This window comes from Streptomyces sp. Y1, from assembly GCF_041053115.1.
Taxonomy (GTDB): Bacteria; Actinomycetota; Actinomycetes; order Streptomycetales; family Streptomycetaceae; genus Kitasatospora; species Kitasatospora rubellomurina.
On the sequence record NZ_CP163445.1, the window covers coordinates 1,052,493 to 1,068,442 of the forward strand.

Annotated in this window: 16 protein-coding genes; 6 read left to right on the forward strand and 10 right to left on the reverse strand. The window is 74.8% G+C overall.

Annotation, left to right across the window (positions count from 1 at the left end; translation table 11 throughout):
- The first annotated feature begins 242 nt into the window (after positions 1 to 242).
- Positions 243 to 788 carry a PAS domain-containing protein gene (locus tag AB2U05_RS04400; protein ID WP_369182478.1) on the forward strand — a complete coding sequence of 182 codons (546 nt, stop codon included), beginning with the start codon at positions 243 to 245 and terminating at the stop codon, positions 786 to 788.
- 129 nt (positions 789 to 917) lie between these two features.
- On the opposite strand, the gene AB2U05_RS04405 is transcribed toward AB2U05_RS04400, so the two are convergent.
- Entirely contained in the window at positions 918 to 2,399 is a 1,482-nt protein-coding gene (locus AB2U05_RS04405) for a hypothetical protein (RefSeq protein WP_045710110.1), read from the reverse strand.
- 476 nt (positions 2,400 to 2,875) lie between these two features.
- Between AB2U05_RS04405 and AB2U05_RS04410 the strand changes: the two genes are divergently transcribed.
- A complete protein-coding gene (locus AB2U05_RS04410) occupies positions 2,876 to 4,090 on the forward strand; it encodes a phosphotransferase (protein WP_369182479.1) in 1,215 nt (404 codons plus the stop codon).
- 154 nt (positions 4,091 to 4,244) lie between these two features.
- Here the strand turns inward: AB2U05_RS04410 and AB2U05_RS04415 are convergent, their stop codons facing one another.
- The 4 genes from AB2U05_RS04415 to AB2U05_RS04430 form a co-directional block, all read right to left on the reverse strand.
- Positions 4,245 to 5,567, reverse strand: coding sequence for an acyl-CoA dehydrogenase family protein (locus tag AB2U05_RS04415; RefSeq protein WP_369182480.1), 1,323 nt, complete (start codon positions 5,565 to 5,567; stop codon positions 4,245 to 4,247).
- Positions 5,568 to 5,760: 193 nt separating this feature from the next.
- Complete coding sequence (locus tag AB2U05_RS04420; protein ID WP_350526312.1) at positions 5,761 to 5,844, reverse strand: putative leader peptide; 84 nt, start codon at positions 5,842 to 5,844, stop codon at positions 5,761 to 5,763.
- Positions 5,845 to 5,910: 66 nt separating this feature from the next.
- Positions 5,911 to 6,405, reverse strand: a complete 495-nt coding sequence (locus tag AB2U05_RS04425) for a hypothetical protein (RefSeq protein WP_045701883.1) — start codon at positions 6,403 to 6,405, stop codon at positions 5,911 to 5,913.
- A 796-nt stretch (positions 6,406 to 7,201) separates the two neighbouring features.
- Positions 7,202 to 7,414, reverse strand: a complete 213-nt coding sequence (locus AB2U05_RS04430) for a DUF397 domain-containing protein (RefSeq protein WP_031071451.1) — start codon at positions 7,412 to 7,414, stop codon at positions 7,202 to 7,204.
- A gap of 393 nt (positions 7,415 to 7,807) precedes the next feature.
- Between AB2U05_RS04430 and AB2U05_RS04435 the strand changes: the two genes are divergently transcribed.
- Complete coding sequence (locus AB2U05_RS04435) at positions 7,808 to 8,347, forward strand: hypothetical protein (protein WP_078860661.1); 540 nt, start codon at positions 7,808 to 7,810, stop codon at positions 8,345 to 8,347.
- 23 nt (positions 8,348 to 8,370) lie between these two features.
- Here the strand turns inward: AB2U05_RS04435 and AB2U05_RS04440 are convergent, their stop codons facing one another.
- Both AB2U05_RS04440 and AB2U05_RS04445 read right to left on the reverse strand, forming a co-directional pair.
- Positions 8,371 to 8,859, reverse strand: coding sequence for an NUDIX domain-containing protein (locus tag AB2U05_RS04440; RefSeq protein WP_045701885.1), 489 nt, complete (start codon positions 8,857 to 8,859; stop codon positions 8,371 to 8,373).
- Between the two features lie 248 nt (positions 8,860 to 9,107).
- Positions 9,108 to 9,380 carry a hypothetical protein gene (locus AB2U05_RS04445; protein WP_052706564.1) on the reverse strand — a complete coding sequence of 91 codons (273 nt, stop codon included), beginning with the start codon at positions 9,378 to 9,380 and terminating at the stop codon, positions 9,108 to 9,110.
- A 361-nt stretch (positions 9,381 to 9,741) separates the two neighbouring features.
- On the opposite strand from AB2U05_RS04445, the gene AB2U05_RS04450 reads away from it, so the two are divergent.
- A complete protein-coding gene (locus AB2U05_RS04450) occupies positions 9,742 to 10,839 on the forward strand; it encodes a polysaccharide deacetylase family protein (RefSeq protein WP_244178977.1) in 1,098 nt (365 codons plus the stop codon).
- Positions 10,840 to 11,382: 543 nt separating this feature from the next.
- Here AB2U05_RS04450 and AB2U05_RS04455 read toward each other — a convergent pair.
- Positions 11,383 to 12,153: a glutamate racemase gene (locus tag AB2U05_RS04455; RefSeq protein ID WP_369182481.1), complete on the reverse strand. Its 771-nt coding sequence runs from the start codon at positions 12,151 to 12,153 to the stop codon at positions 11,383 to 11,385.
- A 57-nt stretch (positions 12,154 to 12,210) separates the two neighbouring features.
- On the opposite strand from AB2U05_RS04455, the gene AB2U05_RS04460 reads away from it, so the two are divergent.
- Both AB2U05_RS04460 and AB2U05_RS04465 read left to right on the forward strand, forming a co-directional pair.
- Entirely contained in the window at positions 12,211 to 13,359 is a 1,149-nt protein-coding gene (locus tag AB2U05_RS04460) for a glycosyltransferase (RefSeq protein WP_369182482.1), read from the forward strand.
- Between the two features lie 69 nt (positions 13,360 to 13,428).
- On the forward strand, positions 13,429 to 14,175 hold the full coding sequence (locus tag AB2U05_RS04465) for a cyclopropane-fatty-acyl-phospholipid synthase family protein (RefSeq protein ID WP_369182483.1): 747 nt from the start codon (positions 13,429 to 13,431) through the stop codon (positions 14,173 to 14,175).
- A gap of 18 nt (positions 14,176 to 14,193) precedes the next feature.
- On the opposite strand, the gene AB2U05_RS04470 is transcribed toward AB2U05_RS04465, so the two are convergent.
- Positions 14,194 to 15,069: an alpha/beta fold hydrolase gene (locus AB2U05_RS04470; RefSeq protein ID WP_045701891.1), complete on the reverse strand. Its 876-nt coding sequence runs from the start codon at positions 15,067 to 15,069 to the stop codon at positions 14,194 to 14,196.
- An 87-nt stretch (positions 15,070 to 15,156) separates the two neighbouring features.
- The gene (locus AB2U05_RS04475; protein ID WP_045710106.1) at positions 15,157 to 15,831 is read right to left on the reverse strand and encodes a thiol:disulfide interchange protein DsbA/DsbL; all 675 of its coding nucleotides are present in this window, start codon (positions 15,829 to 15,831) and stop codon (positions 15,157 to 15,159) included.
- Positions 15,832 to 15,950 lie beyond the last annotated feature (119 nt).

The following is a 15,950-nucleotide window of genomic DNA, read 5'->3' on the forward strand; positions in this document are numbered from 1 at the left end:
GTCGCCGGGGTCTCTGGTCGGTACTGCGGTGGGCGCCCGGGCGCCGGAATCACCGAAGGTTACCGCCTCGGGACCGCTTCCGCACACAGGGCGACGGAGGCCCCCGCCACAGTGGCATATGCCACGGGAATTTTGCCTGCGTTCTGTCCAAATCGCCCGCACGGATGACGACGCTGTGCGACAGTCTTCTCACCACCCCACGGCCCGCACCCGGCGGGCCGCACCCGAGCGATGGACCCGTCATGACCATGCCGTTAGGCTCCCCGGCCGCCCTCCGCCCGCCGGACGCCGCCACCGCGGACGGCGCCCGAGCGGGCGCGACGGAAGGCCGGGACGGCGGCCGCCCGGAGGCGGACGGCACGGACACCGGAACGGACGACAGAGTGGACGGCACGGCGCAGGAGCCGTCCGGCCCCGGCCTCAACGGGCGCCCCGGCGGACACGACCACGACACCGAGCCCTACGGCATCGGCGCCGCCGAATGGAACCTCCTCACCGACGACGTCCGCTGGAACGCCGAGACCTACCTGCTGCTCGGCTGCGACCCCACCGACGCCCCGCTCAGCCTCGACCGGCTGCCCGACCGCCTCCCCGAGGCGGATCGGCCGCTGCTGCGCCGGATGATGACCGACGCCCTGGTGCACGGCCGCACCACCGCCGGCACGATCCGCGTCCGCCGGGCCGACGGCCACCACGACAGCGTCGACTGCGCGGGCGAGCCCGTGCTCGGCGCGGACGGCACCGTCACCGCGCTGCGCCTGCTGCTCCGGTCGGTCCCCGACCTCTGAGCCGGCCTCCGGCCCGCGCGCCCCTTCCGTTGCGCGCGCCCCTTCCGTCGCGCGCGCTCCGCCCGTTCCGCCGCCACCGCGCCGGCCCGACCGCCAGACCGCGCGCCCGCCCGTGCGTCCGACCGCCCGTCAGGACGGCCTCGGCCGGTTCTTGGCGTCCGCCACCCGCAGCTGCCGCCCGAGCTCCGCCCGCAGCTCGTCCACCGCCGGCACCCCCCGGTAGCGCGCCGTCAGCCGGTACATCTCGCGCAGCCGGTCCCAGGTCCGGTGCGAGGAGTTCTGGCCGATCAGGTTCAGCACCATCTTCGCCTGGAACTCCGCCGCGTCCGGATCGCCCGCGATCCAGTGCACCGAGGACAGCGTGATCCGGTCGAACAGCGCCGAGCGCAGCCGCCCGGTGCCCTCGCGCAGCGCGATCACCCGCTCCGCGTGCCGGCGGGCCTGCGGCAGCGCCGTCGCGTCGTGCTCGGCCAGCGTGCGCAGCACCAGCGCCTGCATGCCGCGCAGTTCGGCCTCGTCGAACGTCTGCATCCAGGACGGCGGCGGCTCCGGCGACCCCTCGGAGAACAACTCCTCGGCCTCGCCGAGCAGCCGGTAGGTGTCCTGCGAGTGCCCGATCGACGCGCGCGCCCACGCCTCGACGGTGTTGAACATGGCCCGCGTTCTGGGCTGCAGCCGACCGCCGGCGTCCTTCGCGGCCGTCATCAGGTCGATCGCGTCGTCCGCCCGCCCCAGGTGCACCATCTGACGCGCCGCCCGGGAGATCGCCTCCCCGGCGCGCGGACGGTCGCCCGCCTCCTTCGCCGCCTCCGCCGCGATCATGAAGTACCGCTGGGCGGTGGGCTCCAGGCCCACGTCGTGCGACATCCAGCCGGCCAGCACCGCCAGGTTGGCCGCGACCAGCCACAGCCGCTGCTCCACCGCGGGCTCGTGGCGGTGGGTCAACAGACCACCCACCTCGTTGAGTTGACCGACCACCGCCTTGCGCTGCAGGCCGCCGCCGCGGGCCGCGTCCCAGGCCCGGAACACCTGCACCGAGTGCTCCAGCGACTCCACCTCGTCGGGCCCGACCGGGCCCGCGTCGAACACGTCCACCGTCGGGCGCGCCCCGCCCCCGGTGACCACCTGTCGCGGCCCGGGGACCGCGGCCGCGTACGCGACGGCGTCCCCGCCCAGCCAGCCCTTCAACGAGTCGGCGATGACCGCCCCGGCCGTGAGCGCGGCACCCGCGCCCACCAATCCACGTCGGTTCAGCATGAGGTCCATTCCCGTGAACTCGGTGAGGACCGCGGCTGTTCGATCCGGCGACCACGGGACTGCTGCGGACGGCGCCGCTCCGGACCTGGTGGGCCGGTGTCGTTCCAGACCGAGGTCCTCAGTGGTGACGACACGGCCGAGCCGCTCCGTGAACACGGCTGCCAGCACCCTCGGCACCGGATCGCGGGGGATCTCCCCCTGCTCGATCCAGCGCCGTACCCTCGAGGTGTCGGTGGACAGCTGCTGCTGCCCCATCGCGGCACCCCGGCGGTTGACCAGCCGCGCCAGCTCGCCCTTCGACCATCCGGTCAGGACGAACAGGTCCGCCAGTCGGGTGTTGGGTCCCCTGCTCAAATGAAGCCCCCAGGTTCCTCGGCTGCAACGAGGCTAGAGCGTCCGGCATGTGCCGGGCGAGCATTCGCTACCGTTCGCCAGGGTCCGCCAGGCTACTCAGCCAGTGCGCCGCGGGTGTCTTGTAGGAGTGCGCCACCTCGCCCCCGGGTCGGGCGGCGTCCCACCGGCGTCGGGGCAGTCCCCCGACCGTGGCACGGGACGCTCCCGGTCCTCACCCGAGGGGGTGGCGCGGCCGGGTGGCGCGGGGGCGCCGGGCACGGCCACGGCAGTCCGGCCGACCGCATTCCCCAGGGTGCGGACGGCCGGTCGACCGCACCCAGGGGTTCCGACCCCGCGTCCGTGCCCGGCGCCCGCGCACCACCCACCGACCGAAGCAGAGACGCCGTCGCGCGCCCCCCAGGAAGTACGCGCGCCGGCCCTCCCCCGCCCAGCGGGGCCGCACCCGCAGACGGACCGGAAGGGACCACCCTCAGCCCATGTACTCCTCAGCGACCACCCCGACGCCCACCGCGACCCGCACCGCGCTGCGCCCCCCCACCGCAGCCGCCGGCCGTCCCGGCCCCAAGCAGGTGCCCCCGGGCGTCCGACCGGTCGCGCCGCGCGGTGCCGAGGGCCGGTCCGCGGACGCCCGGGTCCCGGTCGGCCGTACGGCGCTGGGGCTGCGCGCCCCCGAGACGGCCGTGCCCGCCGGGCAGCGCCTCCCGCTCGCCCGCCAGGCCGACAGCCAGCTGATCCGGCGTCCGATGCGGCCCGGCGCCCCGGTCGGCGCCGAGCGGATCGACCCGTCCGCGCTGCAGACCCCGGCGGTACGGGCCGCGCTGGCGAGCGTCGCGCGGATATGTCCCGCGTTCACCCCGCGCCAGGTGCTGCGCGAGGGCAGCCGCCACATCCTGGTGGCGGGCACCATCGGGCGCGCCCCGGTGGTGGCCAAGTGCCTGGCGCCGCAGGCGGTGCGGAGTGAGTACTTCGAGCAGCTGGTGGCCGACTTCCACCACGAGGTCGCCGTGTACCGGGCGTTCGTCCGGCACCGCCCGCCGGTGCGGCTGCCCCGGCTGGTGGCGGCCGACCACGACCGCTGCGTGCTGGTCATGGAGCGGGTGCCCGGCCGGCCGGCCGCGCGCGAGCGCCACCCCGTCAACGCGCCCACCCCGGGCGAGGTGCGGGCGCTGCTCGGCGCCGTCCGGACGCTGAACCTCTGGCGGCCGCCGAGCGACGTCTTCCAGCCGCGCCTGGACTACCAGTTGGAGATCGCCCGCTACCACTCGGTGGGCCAGCTCACCGACCGGGACGCCGGCGACCTGCGCGGCCTGATGCACGGCCTCGGCCACACCCCGCTGCAGCTGTGCCACGGCGACGCCCTGCTCAGCAACATGCTGCTGGCGCCGTCCGGCCCGGTGCTGGTCGACTGGGAGCAGGCCGGCTGGTACCTGCCGGGCTACGACCTGGCGGTGCTGTGGAGCGTGCTCTCCGGCGACACTGCCGCCCGCCGCCAGATCAGCCAACTCGCCCAGAGCGGCGGCACGATGGCCCGGGACGCGTTCCTGGTGAACCTGGTGCTGGTGCTGATGCGGGAGATCCGGCTGTACGACGTGCCGGGCGCGGGCGAGGAGCAGCGGATCATGATCCGCCGGCTCTACGACGACGCCGCGCTGGCCCGCCGGGCCGTCCGGGCCGCGGTCGGCACCCGCTGAACCGCCGTACGGCTGTGCCCGCGCCTTCCGTCCGGGAGGCGCGGGCACAGCCGTCTCCCGGACGGTCGCGGGGGCGGGCCGCCACGGGGCTGGCGGTTTCTGGCGGACGGCCCTCCGGCGCGCCCGGCGGGCCGCGCCGCGGGAGCCGGCTGCCTCAGCGCCGGGTGCCGCGCTCCAGGGCGGCCCGACCGGCGGCCTCCAGCACGGCCTCCTCGGAGGCCAGGTGCACCCGGCTGCTCAGCACGTCCCGCAGGTAGCGCTCCAGCGGGTGACGCCGGCTCAGCCCGGGGTTGCCGGTGAGCGCCACCGCCTGCTGGACGGCCGCGGTGGCGGCCCGGGTGGCCAGCAGGTGCGCGGGGCCGGTCCGGGCGACGGCGTCCGGCTCGCCCCGGTCCACCCGGGGCGCCAGGCCGGCGACCAGTTCCTCGGCGCCGATCAGCTGGGCCTCGATCTCGCCGAGAGCACAGCGGTAGCGGGGCAGGGTGCCGAGCGGTTCGGTGAGGTTCGCCGGGGTGCGCTGGTTGAGGAAGCGGATCAGCCAGGCCTCGGCGGCGCGGGCGACGCCGAGGGCGACCGCGGCGAGGGCCAGATCGTGCCAGGCGCGGGCGAGTTCGGCCTCCTCCGCCTCCTCCGTCCGGTCCGCCCCCTCGGCTCCCTCGGCCACGTCCGTCCCGGCCGGCTCGACGGGACGCAGGCCGAGCGCGAGGTCGGCCGGCACCGGGACCCGGTCCAGCACGACGTCGTGGCCGGCGCTGGCGCGCAGGCCGAGCTGGTCCCAGGTCGGGTCGATCTCCAGGCCCTCGCTCTCGCCGCGGACCAGGAACGTCCCGACCCTCGGCTCGGGTTCGTCGGTCCGGGCGGTGACGGCCATCCAGGCCAGCGCCTCGGCGCCGGTGCAGTACGTCTTGCGGCCGGTCAGCAGCCAGCCGTCGCCGTCCCGCCGGGCGAGCGTCCGGGGCGGTTCGCCCGGCCCGTCGCCGGGTTCCGTCCGCAGCGTGTTGACCAGCGCGGGCCCGCGCCGGGACTCGGTGATCAGCCGCCGGTAGCCGGCCGCCGGCCAGAGCGCGCGGCGGGCCTGCGCGGCGTGCTGGAGCAGGGTGAACGCGGTGACCACGGCCACCGAGGCGTCCCCGCGGCCGAGTTGGGCGAGCACCCGGACGGTGTCGGCGAGCGTGCCGCCCGGTCCGCCGTACCGGGGGGAGACGGTCAGAGTGAGCAGTCCGGCCTCGTGCACCGCCTCGATGCCCTGGTACGGGAAGGTCGCGTCGCGGTCGTGCTCCTCGGCACGGGCGGCGAGCAGGTCGACCACCCGGGGCAGCCCGGCCAGGGCGGCCTCGACGGCCGAGCGGTCGGCCGCCGGGCGGTCGGCCGCCGTGGGCACGGGCGCGGCGGGCGTCGGGGTCGAACGGCCCGTTCGGGGACGATCGTTCGAGGGACGATCGTTCGAGGGGCGGTCGGTGGCGGCGGTGGTCGTCATGATGCTGGTGCCTCCGGGCGGCAGCGTGAGCAGCGTGAGTTCGACACGTGCGGGCGGCGCACCCGGCGGACCAGCGGTCGTCCGGGCGTGCGGTTGCCGGTCGGCGGCCCCGGGGGTCAGCGCACGGCCCGCCCCCGGGTTCGGCGCCGGCCGCGGTCCGGCCGGCCGCCCGCCGCCACGGGGACGGATCCCCTCAGCGACCCGGACACGCCGCGCTGGCGGTGCGTCGCAGGTCCAGGTGCCTGCGACGGGTCAACAGCGGGAGACGGCACGGCATGTACGCGACTGTACGAACGGTTGATCGATACCGTCAAGCAGCGCCCGGGGGGCGGACGCGGACCGGTCAGCCCTGCTGGAACATGTCCGCGGGGAGCGGCTTCAGCAGCTGATACAGGTCGTCCGAAATCGGTCGGTCCCAGGAGGCGATGGTCACCTGCACGCCGTCGCTGCGGCCGAACTGGGAGCAGAACACCCGCTCCTCGCTGACCTTGACCTTCTTCACGATCAGCAGGTCGTCCCCGAGCATCACCGGGAAGTCCTCGGCCGAGACGAACTCGACCGGCTCGTCGTTCTCCAGCGCCGCGAGCAGCTGCCGCACCTCGAAGGGCACGTTGTCGCCGGTCTCCCGGGCGGGCGAGCCCTCGGGGAGGTTGCCGATGAACATCGCCGGGCCTCTGCCGCCGAACAGGTCGTAGCGCAGGAAGATCCCCTGGCAGGAGCCGTCCGGGCCGGTCATCATGGCCGCGCCGAAGTCGCCGGGCCAGTCGCCCGGGTCCATGGCGAGCACGTCGAAGTCCGGGCCGGCGGGCTGTCCGGAGCGACGGCGGAGAAATGACATGGGACCATCGTACGTGTCCGGCACACCAGCCTCGCGAGGTGGGTGGGGCACCGTCGGCGGGCTCCCCGGTGGCCGACGGGAGATCGACGCTCAGAGACCAATGTTGACTCTGAGCAACCGTCCGGGCTACGTTCGGTTCAGCACGACAGCCGTTTCCGGGTTCACCCTCCGGGGGGACGGCATGTCGCAACGCGGCCCTACCCGCGTATCCCTCACTGTGCACCTGTCGTGCCGAACCGCCGAGCACCCAGCTTCGTCGTCGCAGCACACAGCACCACACACAAGCCAACAGTTCCACCATCACAAGCCAGATCCGCGGGGCCCCGGCCCGTCGCTCCCGTGGATCTTGCTCGGGACGCCGCCGCGTGGGGGCGTGCGGGTCCCGAGCGAAGGTGCCGCGTCCGAGTCGCTCTCGGGTTCGGCGCCAGCCTCCCGGCGACTGCCGGCCCCTCGTGGGCCGGGACCGGCCGACGCACCCCCGGTGCGCAGGGGAAGACTGGGAGGATGGCCTGGCAGCGCTGCCGGGCCGCACAGCAGGCGCCGTGTCTGGCCGCGTGGGGGCGGTGGGCACGGCGTCTGCCTGTGCTCATACTCTGAGCTGCGTTTGTCTAACAGTCAACAGAAATTCTGACGGGGCACGCTCAATCGATCATCAGTTGTGATGTTCGTGTCCGGAATCACCTGCGGAGCGGACCCGTTGGACGGGACCGCTCCGCTTCCTCGGTGTTTCCCGGTCTCCCGGTTTCCCGACTTGCCGGTCTGACGAGGCCTCAGACGAGGCCCCGGGCCGGGCCCCTCAGGTCAGGTCGAACTCGCCGTCCCGGGCACCGAGCACGAAGGCCCGCCACTCGGCCGGGGTGAAGACCAGGACCGGCCCGTCCTCCTGGCGGCCGTCCCGCATCCCGATGTACCCGTCCACGAACGCGATCTGGACATCCCCGACACCCTGGCTGCTGCACAGCCACTCCGCGCCGGTGAAGTCCACCTTCGGCTTCCCGCTAGGCGCCAGCTCCGGCTCCGCCCCGCCCGCCTGAACGTCCGTGCCGCTGTTGACTGCCACTGATCGATCTCCTCCCGACGGCTTTCCGAGGGCCAGCCTAGTCACAGCCCACGACCCGGGTCAGCGGGTTCTCCAGGTCTCCCCCGCGCGGGCGGCCGACGTCCGCCCGAGGGCGCCCGCAGGACCCTCGAGGGCGTGTCCCGACCGGCGCACGACCCCCGCAGCTGCCAGAGTGGCGCAGAGCGCCCGGCAGCGGGCCCGCCGGGCCCCCGCGGCATCCCGCGCACGGCACCCGCCCGGAACGGCCCTGCCGGACCCCCGCGCGCAGCGGCCGTACGGAACACCCGTGCAAGGCCCGCGACATGCCCGCGACATGCCCGTGATCGCCCAAGGGAGCAGCCGATGAGCCGCCGGGACGGCACCCGCGCCGATGTCATCCCCATCTCCGACGCCCCGTCCGCCCACCCCCCGGCGCCCCGAACGCCACCCGTGCCCACCCCGCTGCCCCGGCCCACCCCGGCCCGGCCGGCCGGACACGGGCGCGTCGGGGTCGTCCTGGTCTCCCACAGCCGGGATCTGGCCATCGCCGTACGGGCCCTCGCGCTCGCGCTGGCCGGTTCCGACTCCCCCGCCCCGGTCGCGGCGACCGGCGGCGACCCGGCGGACGGGCCGGGCATCAGCGCGGTGCTGGTGGCCGCCGCCACCCGGCGGGTCGACCAGGGCCACGGCGTGGTGGTGCTCGCCGACCTCGGCGGCGCGGTCACCACCGTCCGGGCGCTGCTGGCCGACGCCGACGAGCACGGGCTGCCGTTCCCGGTCCGCTTCGCGAACGCGCCCTTCGTCGAGGGCGCGGTGGCCGCCACCGCGACCGCCACGGCGGGCGGCGACCTGACGGCGGTGCTGGACGCGGCCGAGGAGGCCTACCGGCAGCACAAGGGCTGAGCCGGGCCCGCGGGAACGCCCGTTCAGGGACGCTCGACGCCCTCCCAGCTGAACACCGCCGGGCCGGCGCACTCCAGCGCGTGGCGCAGCCGCTCGTGCTCGGCCTCGATCATCGGCGGCAGCCCGTCCAGCGGGAACCACCCGACCTCCAGCGACTCGTCGTCGTTCACCCGCGCCTCGCCGCCGACCGCGCGGCAGCGGAAGGTCAGCACCAGGTACTGCGTCACATCGCCGTTCGGGTAGGTCACCTGCGGCGTGACGGTGGCCGAGGCGAGCAGCTCGGGCACCACCCGCACGCCGGTCTCCTCCAGGCACTCGCGCACCACGCCGTCGGCCGGCTGCTCGCCGGGGTCCAGGATCCCGCCGACCGAGGCCCACCGGCCGTCGTCGGCCCGGCGGGCGAGCAGCACCCGGCCGTCGTCGTCCCGGACGACGGCGACGACGGCACTCAGCCAGAGCGGTCGGGTGCCCACCAGGGCGCGGAGGTCGGCGAGGAACGCGGGGATGGCCATGCGGCGCAGCCTACCGAGGGCGGTCGGCGTCCGGCCGCCGGGGAGATGCGCATTCAGTGAAAGAAGGAGATGTACTCAGTACCCCGGAATGGTGAAAGAGAAGCGAAGAAGATTGGCCGACAGTACGGAATCCGGTCGATCTGACCAATTTCGTTCGATCTTCCGCACCAGGCGCGCCGGACGTCGCCTTGTCGGCCACTCGTCCTTTGGGTGTCGGCGAAGGCCGGCGGGAATTTGTCCGCGCCCCGTCAAAGTGCCGCGCGGCGGCGGCAGCGCAGCCGTCCGACCGCGAGTCGACCGAGCAGCAGGACCCCGGCGGCCAGGCACCCGGCCACCGCCATCGCCCACGCCGGCCCGTCACTGTCCGGAACCGCCACCGCCACGACGATGCCCAGCGCCAGGCAGGCCAGACCCACCACCGCCAGCGGAATCCGGTGCGTCACCAGGGCGCAGCCGCTCCACGCACGGGCCATCCGGGTCGCGCCGTGCAGGTGGAGGGGATCACGGTCCGCATCTGCCATGAGCCCAAGGTACCCCGGCCCGGCGCCGCGGGCAGCACGCGCGCAGTCAGCGGCCGATCACCCCGCGCGACGGCGCCGCGGGGTGATCAGGAATCGGACGACCGCCGGCACGGCAGGCGGAGGAGTGCATTCCGACTCCACAATCAGTCCACGAAAAATCCTCGTCCCCCCGGTACAACCATCCACCCGGTGCAGCGGTCTCATGGGCATCGAGTGATCCGGGAGCCGTTCGCGGGAAGGGTGTACACCCCCCACCGCGAACCGGAATTCCCAGGGGGCGGAACCGCCGCACCCTGGGGTCGGAGGCCGGGCTCCGTCCTCCGGCGGTACCGCCACGCCGCTCGGCGACCGAGGGGGAACCGTGCCGCAGTCCCAGTCCACCACGTCGATCTCCCGGGCCCCCACCCGGCCCGCACCGAACCTCCGCGCACTACCGCCACCGGGGGCGGGCACCTGCGCGGCCGACCGCCACGGGGGCGTCGGCCGCGCACGCACCGGACCGCGCGGGGCGGCCGGGCCGCACCGCCCGTCCACCGGCGAGGACCAGCAGGACGCACGGGGCGAATGGCTGCGGTTCGCCCCCGTCCAGCCGCTGTTCCGCGCCCGCGCCGCCCAGCGGCTCGCCGTGCTCGCCTACCACGGGGTGACCGACCACCGGACCTTCGGAGCCCAGCTCGACCGGCTCCGAAGACTCGCCACCCCGGTCTCGCTCGCCTCCGTCCTCCAGGCCGTCACCGAACGCCGGCCGTTGCCGCCCCGCAGCGTCCTCGTCACCTTCGACGACGCCGACCGGAGCGTCCTCACCCACGCCCTGCCCGCCCTCGACGCCCGGGGCATCCCGGCCACCGCCTTCGTCATCTCCGAACTCATCGGCACCGAGCGCCCCTTCTGGTGGCACGAGGCCGACTTCCTCGCCCGCCACGGCGGCCGCGCCCGCTCCCTCGACTGCGGCCACCCCTCCCAGCTGCTCCGCCGGCTCAAGGCCATGCCCGACCCGGACCGCCGCCGCAGCCTCCACGAGCTGCGCGCCAGCGCCGACCGGCGGCCGCCCAGCCAGGAACAGCTCACCCCGCAGGACCTGCTCGCCCTCCGGGACGGCGGCGTCGCCATCGGCAACCACACCCAGGGGCACCCGTGCCTCGGCCGCTGCGACGACGAGACCGTCCGGGCGGAGATCGCCGGCGCCCACGAGGCCCTCAGCCGGTGGCTCGGCGAACCGCCGATCGCCTTCGCCTACCCGGACGGGGGGCACGACCCGCGCGCCGAGACCGTCCTGCAGGAACTCGGCTACCGGCTCGGGTTCCTCTCCGACCACCGCCTGGGGCCCCGGCTCCCCACCAGCCCCCTGCAGATCAGCCGCCTCCAGGTCGACTCCACCACCAGCACCCGCCGCTTCGACACCATCCTCTCCGGCCTCGAACCGGCCTACCGCCGCTGGCGCCGCCAGGCCGTCGCCTGACCACCCGCCCGGGTGGGCCGTGTGTGGGAAGTCGGCTGAGCCGACTTCCCACACACGGCCCACCCGGGTGCCACACATGGGGCCCCGGGGGGGGCGAGCTGCCGCACGGGAAGTCGGGCCGCCGGCACGTCAGAGGTGGAAGCGCCGGAAGTCGAACCGGCCGACTTCCCACGCGAAACCACACCTCGCCAGCCGCCCTTTCTCCGGGCGCAGGGGCACCACCTGCGGGAAGGACGCCCCTCAGACACCTCTGCGGGACGAGCTATCGCACAGGAAGTCGAACCGGCCGACTTCTCGCCGCCCTTCCCCGACCAGGCTGCCCGCAGGGAACAGCCCGCTCAGGGGCTCTCAGGGGACGAGCGGCAGCACGGGAAGTCGGGCCCGCCGACTTCTCACGCCAGGGCCCCGGGCCGGCCGGCTTTCCGCGCCCGGCGGCGCACCCGCTCGTAGAGACGTGGAAGCGCAGGAAGTCGAATTCGTCGACTTCCTGCGCAGGAGCTCGCGCGAGGCCGGAGCGAGGGGGAGCCGGCCTGCGGGAACCGGTCAGGCCGTCAGGGCGGTCAGGGCGCGGCCCTGGGGGTAGTGGGTGGCGACCGGGGGGAGGGTGGCGGGGGTGCCGGCGTGGAGGACGGTGAGGGTGCCGGTGCCGGTGGTGGCCGGGTCGGCGATGCGGCGCAGGGCCTGGGCGGCGACGGCGTCGGCGGAGCCGAGCAGGGTGAGCGCCGGGGAGGCGGTCGGGGCGACGGCGGTGCGGATGAGGTCGGCGACCAGCTCGTAGTGGGTGCAGCCGAGCACCAGGGCGTCCGTGCCGCCCGGGGTGCGGGCGGCCGCGTCGGCGACGGCGGCGGCGATCGCGTCCTCGTCGCCGTACTCGATCGCGTCGGCCAGGCCCGGGCAGGCGACCTCGGTGACCTCGGCCGTGCCGCCGAAGTCGCGGATCAGCCCGCGCTGGTAGGCGCTGCCGGTGGTGGCCGGGGTGGCCCAGATGGCGACCCGGCCGCCGAGCGCGGCGGCCGGCTTGATCGCCGGGACGGTGCCGATGACCGGGATCCGGGGCTCCAGTTCGGCCCGCACGGTGGCGAGCGCGTGCACCGAGGCGGTGTTGCAGGCGATCACCAGGGCGTCCGGCTCCAGCTCCGCGGCGGCCCGGCAGCAGCCGAGCGCCAGTTCGGTGACCTCTTCGGACGTGCGCGGCCCCCACGGCATGGAGGCGGGGTTGGAGGACAGCACCAGGTCGGCGTCCGGGCGCAGCTCCCGGATCGCGGCGGCGGCGGCCAGCAGGCCGATTCCGGAGTCCATCAGTGCGATCTTCACGGGGCAAGACTTTAGTCGATCCGCCCGGCCCGGCCCGTTCTGCGGCAGACTGCCGGAGTGACCGTCCTGCTGTGGATCGCCGCGTTGTCCCTGCTGGTCTGGCTCTGGCTGGCGTGCTGCCACGGCCTGTTCTGGCGCACCGACGTCCGGCTGCCGCCGCGCCGCCCGCCCGTCCGCTGGCCGCAGGCGGTGGTCGTGGTGCCGGCCCGGGACGAGGCGGCGGTGCTGCCGCTGAGCCTGCCGACGCTGCTGGCGCAGAAGTACCCGGGGCGGGCGCGGGTGATCCTGGTGGACGACCACAGTTCGGACGGCACCGGCGCGCTGGCGGCGGAGCTGCGGTCGGTGGACGGCCTGGAGCTGACCGTCACCACTCCTCCCCCGCTGCCGCCGGGCTGGACGGGCAAGCTGTGGGCGCTGCGGCACGGGGTGGAGCTGGCCGGCCCGGACGCCGAGTACCTGCTGCTGACGGACGCGGACATCGCGCACGGCCCGGACTCGCTGGCCGAGCTGGTGGCCGCGGCCGAGAGCAACGGGCTCGACCTGGTGTCGCAGATGGCCCGGCTGCGGGTGGAGACCGGCTGGGAGCGGCTGATCGTGCCCGCGTTCGTGTACTTCTTCGCCCAGCTGTACCCGTTCCGCCGCTGCAACCGTCCGGGCGCCCGGACGGCGGCCGCGGCGGGCGGCTGCTCGCTGGTGCGGCGGGAGGCGCTGGAGCGGGCGGGCGGGGTGGCGGCGATCCGGGGCGCGGTGATCGACGACGTGTCGCTGGCCCGGGCGGTGAAGTCCTCCGGCGGGCGGACCTGGCTGGGGCTGGCCGACGCGGTGGACAGCGTCCGCCCGTACCCGGGTCTGGAGCAGCTGTGGCGGATGGTGTCGCGCAGCGCCTACGCCCAGCTGCGGCACTCGCCGCTGCTGCTGCTCGGCACGGTGCTGGGGCTGGCGCTGGTCTACCTGGTGCCGCCGGTCGCGGCGGTGGCCGGGGTGGTGGCGGGGTCGGCGCCGGTGACGGCGGCGGGCGCGGCGGCGTGGGTGCTGATGACCGGCACGTACCGGCCGATGCTGCGCTACTACGGGCAGCCGAGCCGGGCCGCGCTGTTGCTGCCGTTCACGGCCGGGCTGTACCTGCTGATGACGGTGGACTCGGCGCTGCAGCACTGGCGCGGGCGGGGCGCGGCCTGGAAGGGCCGGACGTACTCCCACCGGTAGCCGCCCCGGCCCGTCGGACCGGCGCCCGTCCCCCTGGCACGCCCGGCCGATCGGATCCATACTGCGCGGATGGACCGCCAACGGATCTCCCGCCTCGCCCACGCCCGTCACCCGATCGCCGCGCCGCTGTCGGACGACTCGGTGGCCCGTCTGCTGGAGCGGGCTGCGGCGGGCGCCGGGGGTGGCCGCGCGCTGGACCTCGGCTGCGGCGAAGGCGCCTGGCTGGTACGGCTGTTGGCCGCGCGGCCGAACTGGCGCGCGGTCGGCGTGGACCTGGACGCGGCCGGCCTGACCCGGGCCCGGGAGAGCGCGACGGCGCTCGGCGTCGAGCGCAGGCTGGGCCTGCACCACCTGGACGCACGGGAGTTCCGCAGCCGCGATCCGTTCGACCTGGTGCTGTGCGTCGGCGCCACCCATGCCTTCGGCGGACTGCTGCCGACCCTGGCGGCGGCCCGCGAACTCCTCGCCCCCGGCGGCCGGTTGCTGGTCGGCGAGGGGTTCTGGGAACGCGAGCCGTCCGAGGCCGCACTGACCGCCCTGGCGGCGGCCCGGGAGGACCACGCCGGCCTCGCGACCACCACCGATCGGGTGATCGCGGCCGGCTGGACTCCGGTCGACGGCCATGTGAGCTCCCAACCGGATTGGGACGCCTACGAGTTCAGCTGGACGGGCGCGCTGGCCGAGTGGGCGCTGGAGCACCCGGAGGACCCCGACGCCGGGGCCGCCCGGGAGGCCGCGGACCGGCACCGGGCGCAGTGGCTGCACGGCTACCGGGGCGCCCTCGGCTTCGTCACCTACCTGCTGCGCCGCGACTGAATTCCCCTTCGGAGACCGCTACTTCTGCGTCCTGGCGAGGAAGTCGTCTATCAGCGGGGCGATTTCGGGCAGCTTCTCCTCCAGCGCGAAGTGCCCGGTGTCGAAGACGTGCAGCTCGGCCCCGGGCAGGTCACGCAGGTAGGCGCGGGCGCCCGCCTCGGTGAAGAACGGGTCGCCCAGCCCCCAGAGCACCAGCGCGGGCGGCTGGTTGGCGCGCATCCAGTCCTGCCAGACCGGGTAGAGCTCAAGGTTGGAGAAGTAGTCGAGGGCCAGTTCGACCTGGATGTCCTTGCGGCCGGGCAGGTCGAGGAAGTGCTGGTCGAGCGTCCAGCCGTCCGGGGCGACCAGACTCGGGTCGCCGGTGCCTCCCTCGTACTGGCTCCGGGTGACGTCCAGGGTGAGGATCGACCGGGCGACGTCCTCGGCGCCCGGGACGCCGCGCTTGTGGGCGATGAACTCCCTCGCCCGGTCGGACAGTCCCTCCTCGTAGGCGTTGCCGTTCTGCACCACCAGGCCGGTGATCCAGTCCGGCCGGCGGGTGGCGAGGCGCAGGCCCACGGGCGCGCCGAAGTCGAAGACGTACAGGGCGAAGCGGTCGAGGCCGAGGGCGAGGCAGAAGCGCTCGACCACGTCGGCGAGGGTCTCGAAGCGGTACGAGAAGGCGTCGGGCGCGGGGCTGTCGCTGTTGCCGAAGCCGGGGTAGTCGGGGGCTATCAGGCGGTAGCGGGTGCCGAGCGCGTCGAGCAGGCGGGCGTACTGGTGCGAGGCGGAGGGGAAGCCGTGCAGCAGCAGGAGGACGGGGGCTTCGGCCGGTCCGGTCTCGCGGTAGAAGACGCGCAGGCCGTCGAGGTCGACGTGGCGGTGGTGGACGTGCGGGATCGTCAGCTCGCTCATGCTAACCATTAAACAGCATCTGAATGGTTAGGCAAGGGCGTGCGCCGGAGCGAGCTGACCGATCGTCATCCTCGGAGCGGGCGGGGCTCAGTGCTTGCGCAGCTGCTCCTGCTGCACCAGGTAGTCCAGCACCTCGGGCATCGCCTCGACGCTGCCGGCCTTGGTCGGCGAGGTGCGGTACTCGCCCTGGACGACCACCGTGGGCAGCTCGTTGATGCCGTAGCGGACGAACTCGGCGGCGGCCTCGTCGACGGACTGCCGCACCTCGGCGGAGCGGTAGGTCTGGCGGAAGCGCAGCGCGTCGACGCCGTGCCGCACCGCCCAGTCGGTGGCGGCGTCCTCGGTGGTGAGGTCGGCCCGGTCGGTGTGGATGGAGCGGAAGGCGGCGATCTGCAGCTGGTCGACCAGGCCCAGGCGGTCGAGGGTGTAGAAGAGCCGGGCGTGGGCGCGCTGGGTGTTCGCCTCCTCGGCGCCCGGCCAGATCGCCGGGACGCGGCGCAGCGCGACGTCCGCGCGGTGCCGCTCGGCCCAGCCCACCAGCGGCTGTTCGAGCTGCTGGGAGTGGCTGCAGTCGTACCAGAAGAACTCGACGGCCTCGGTGCGGGCACTCTCGCGCACCGGCTGCGGGTGGTCGAGCTTGACGAACTGGACGCCCTCAGCAGGGGGTTGACGGCTCAGCGCGCCCGCCTGGACGGGGGACGCGACGATCCCGGCGGCGACGGCGAGCAGGACGGTGGAGCGCAGCAGCGACTTCGAGTTCACACCGGGCAGTGTGCTGGTGACGAACCGTTACCGGCGAGTCGGTACGGTACGGCCGGGCCGGGATTCGCCCGATCGGCGCAGCGCCCGGCCGTTCTCCGTACTCCGGGCCGTACTCCGGG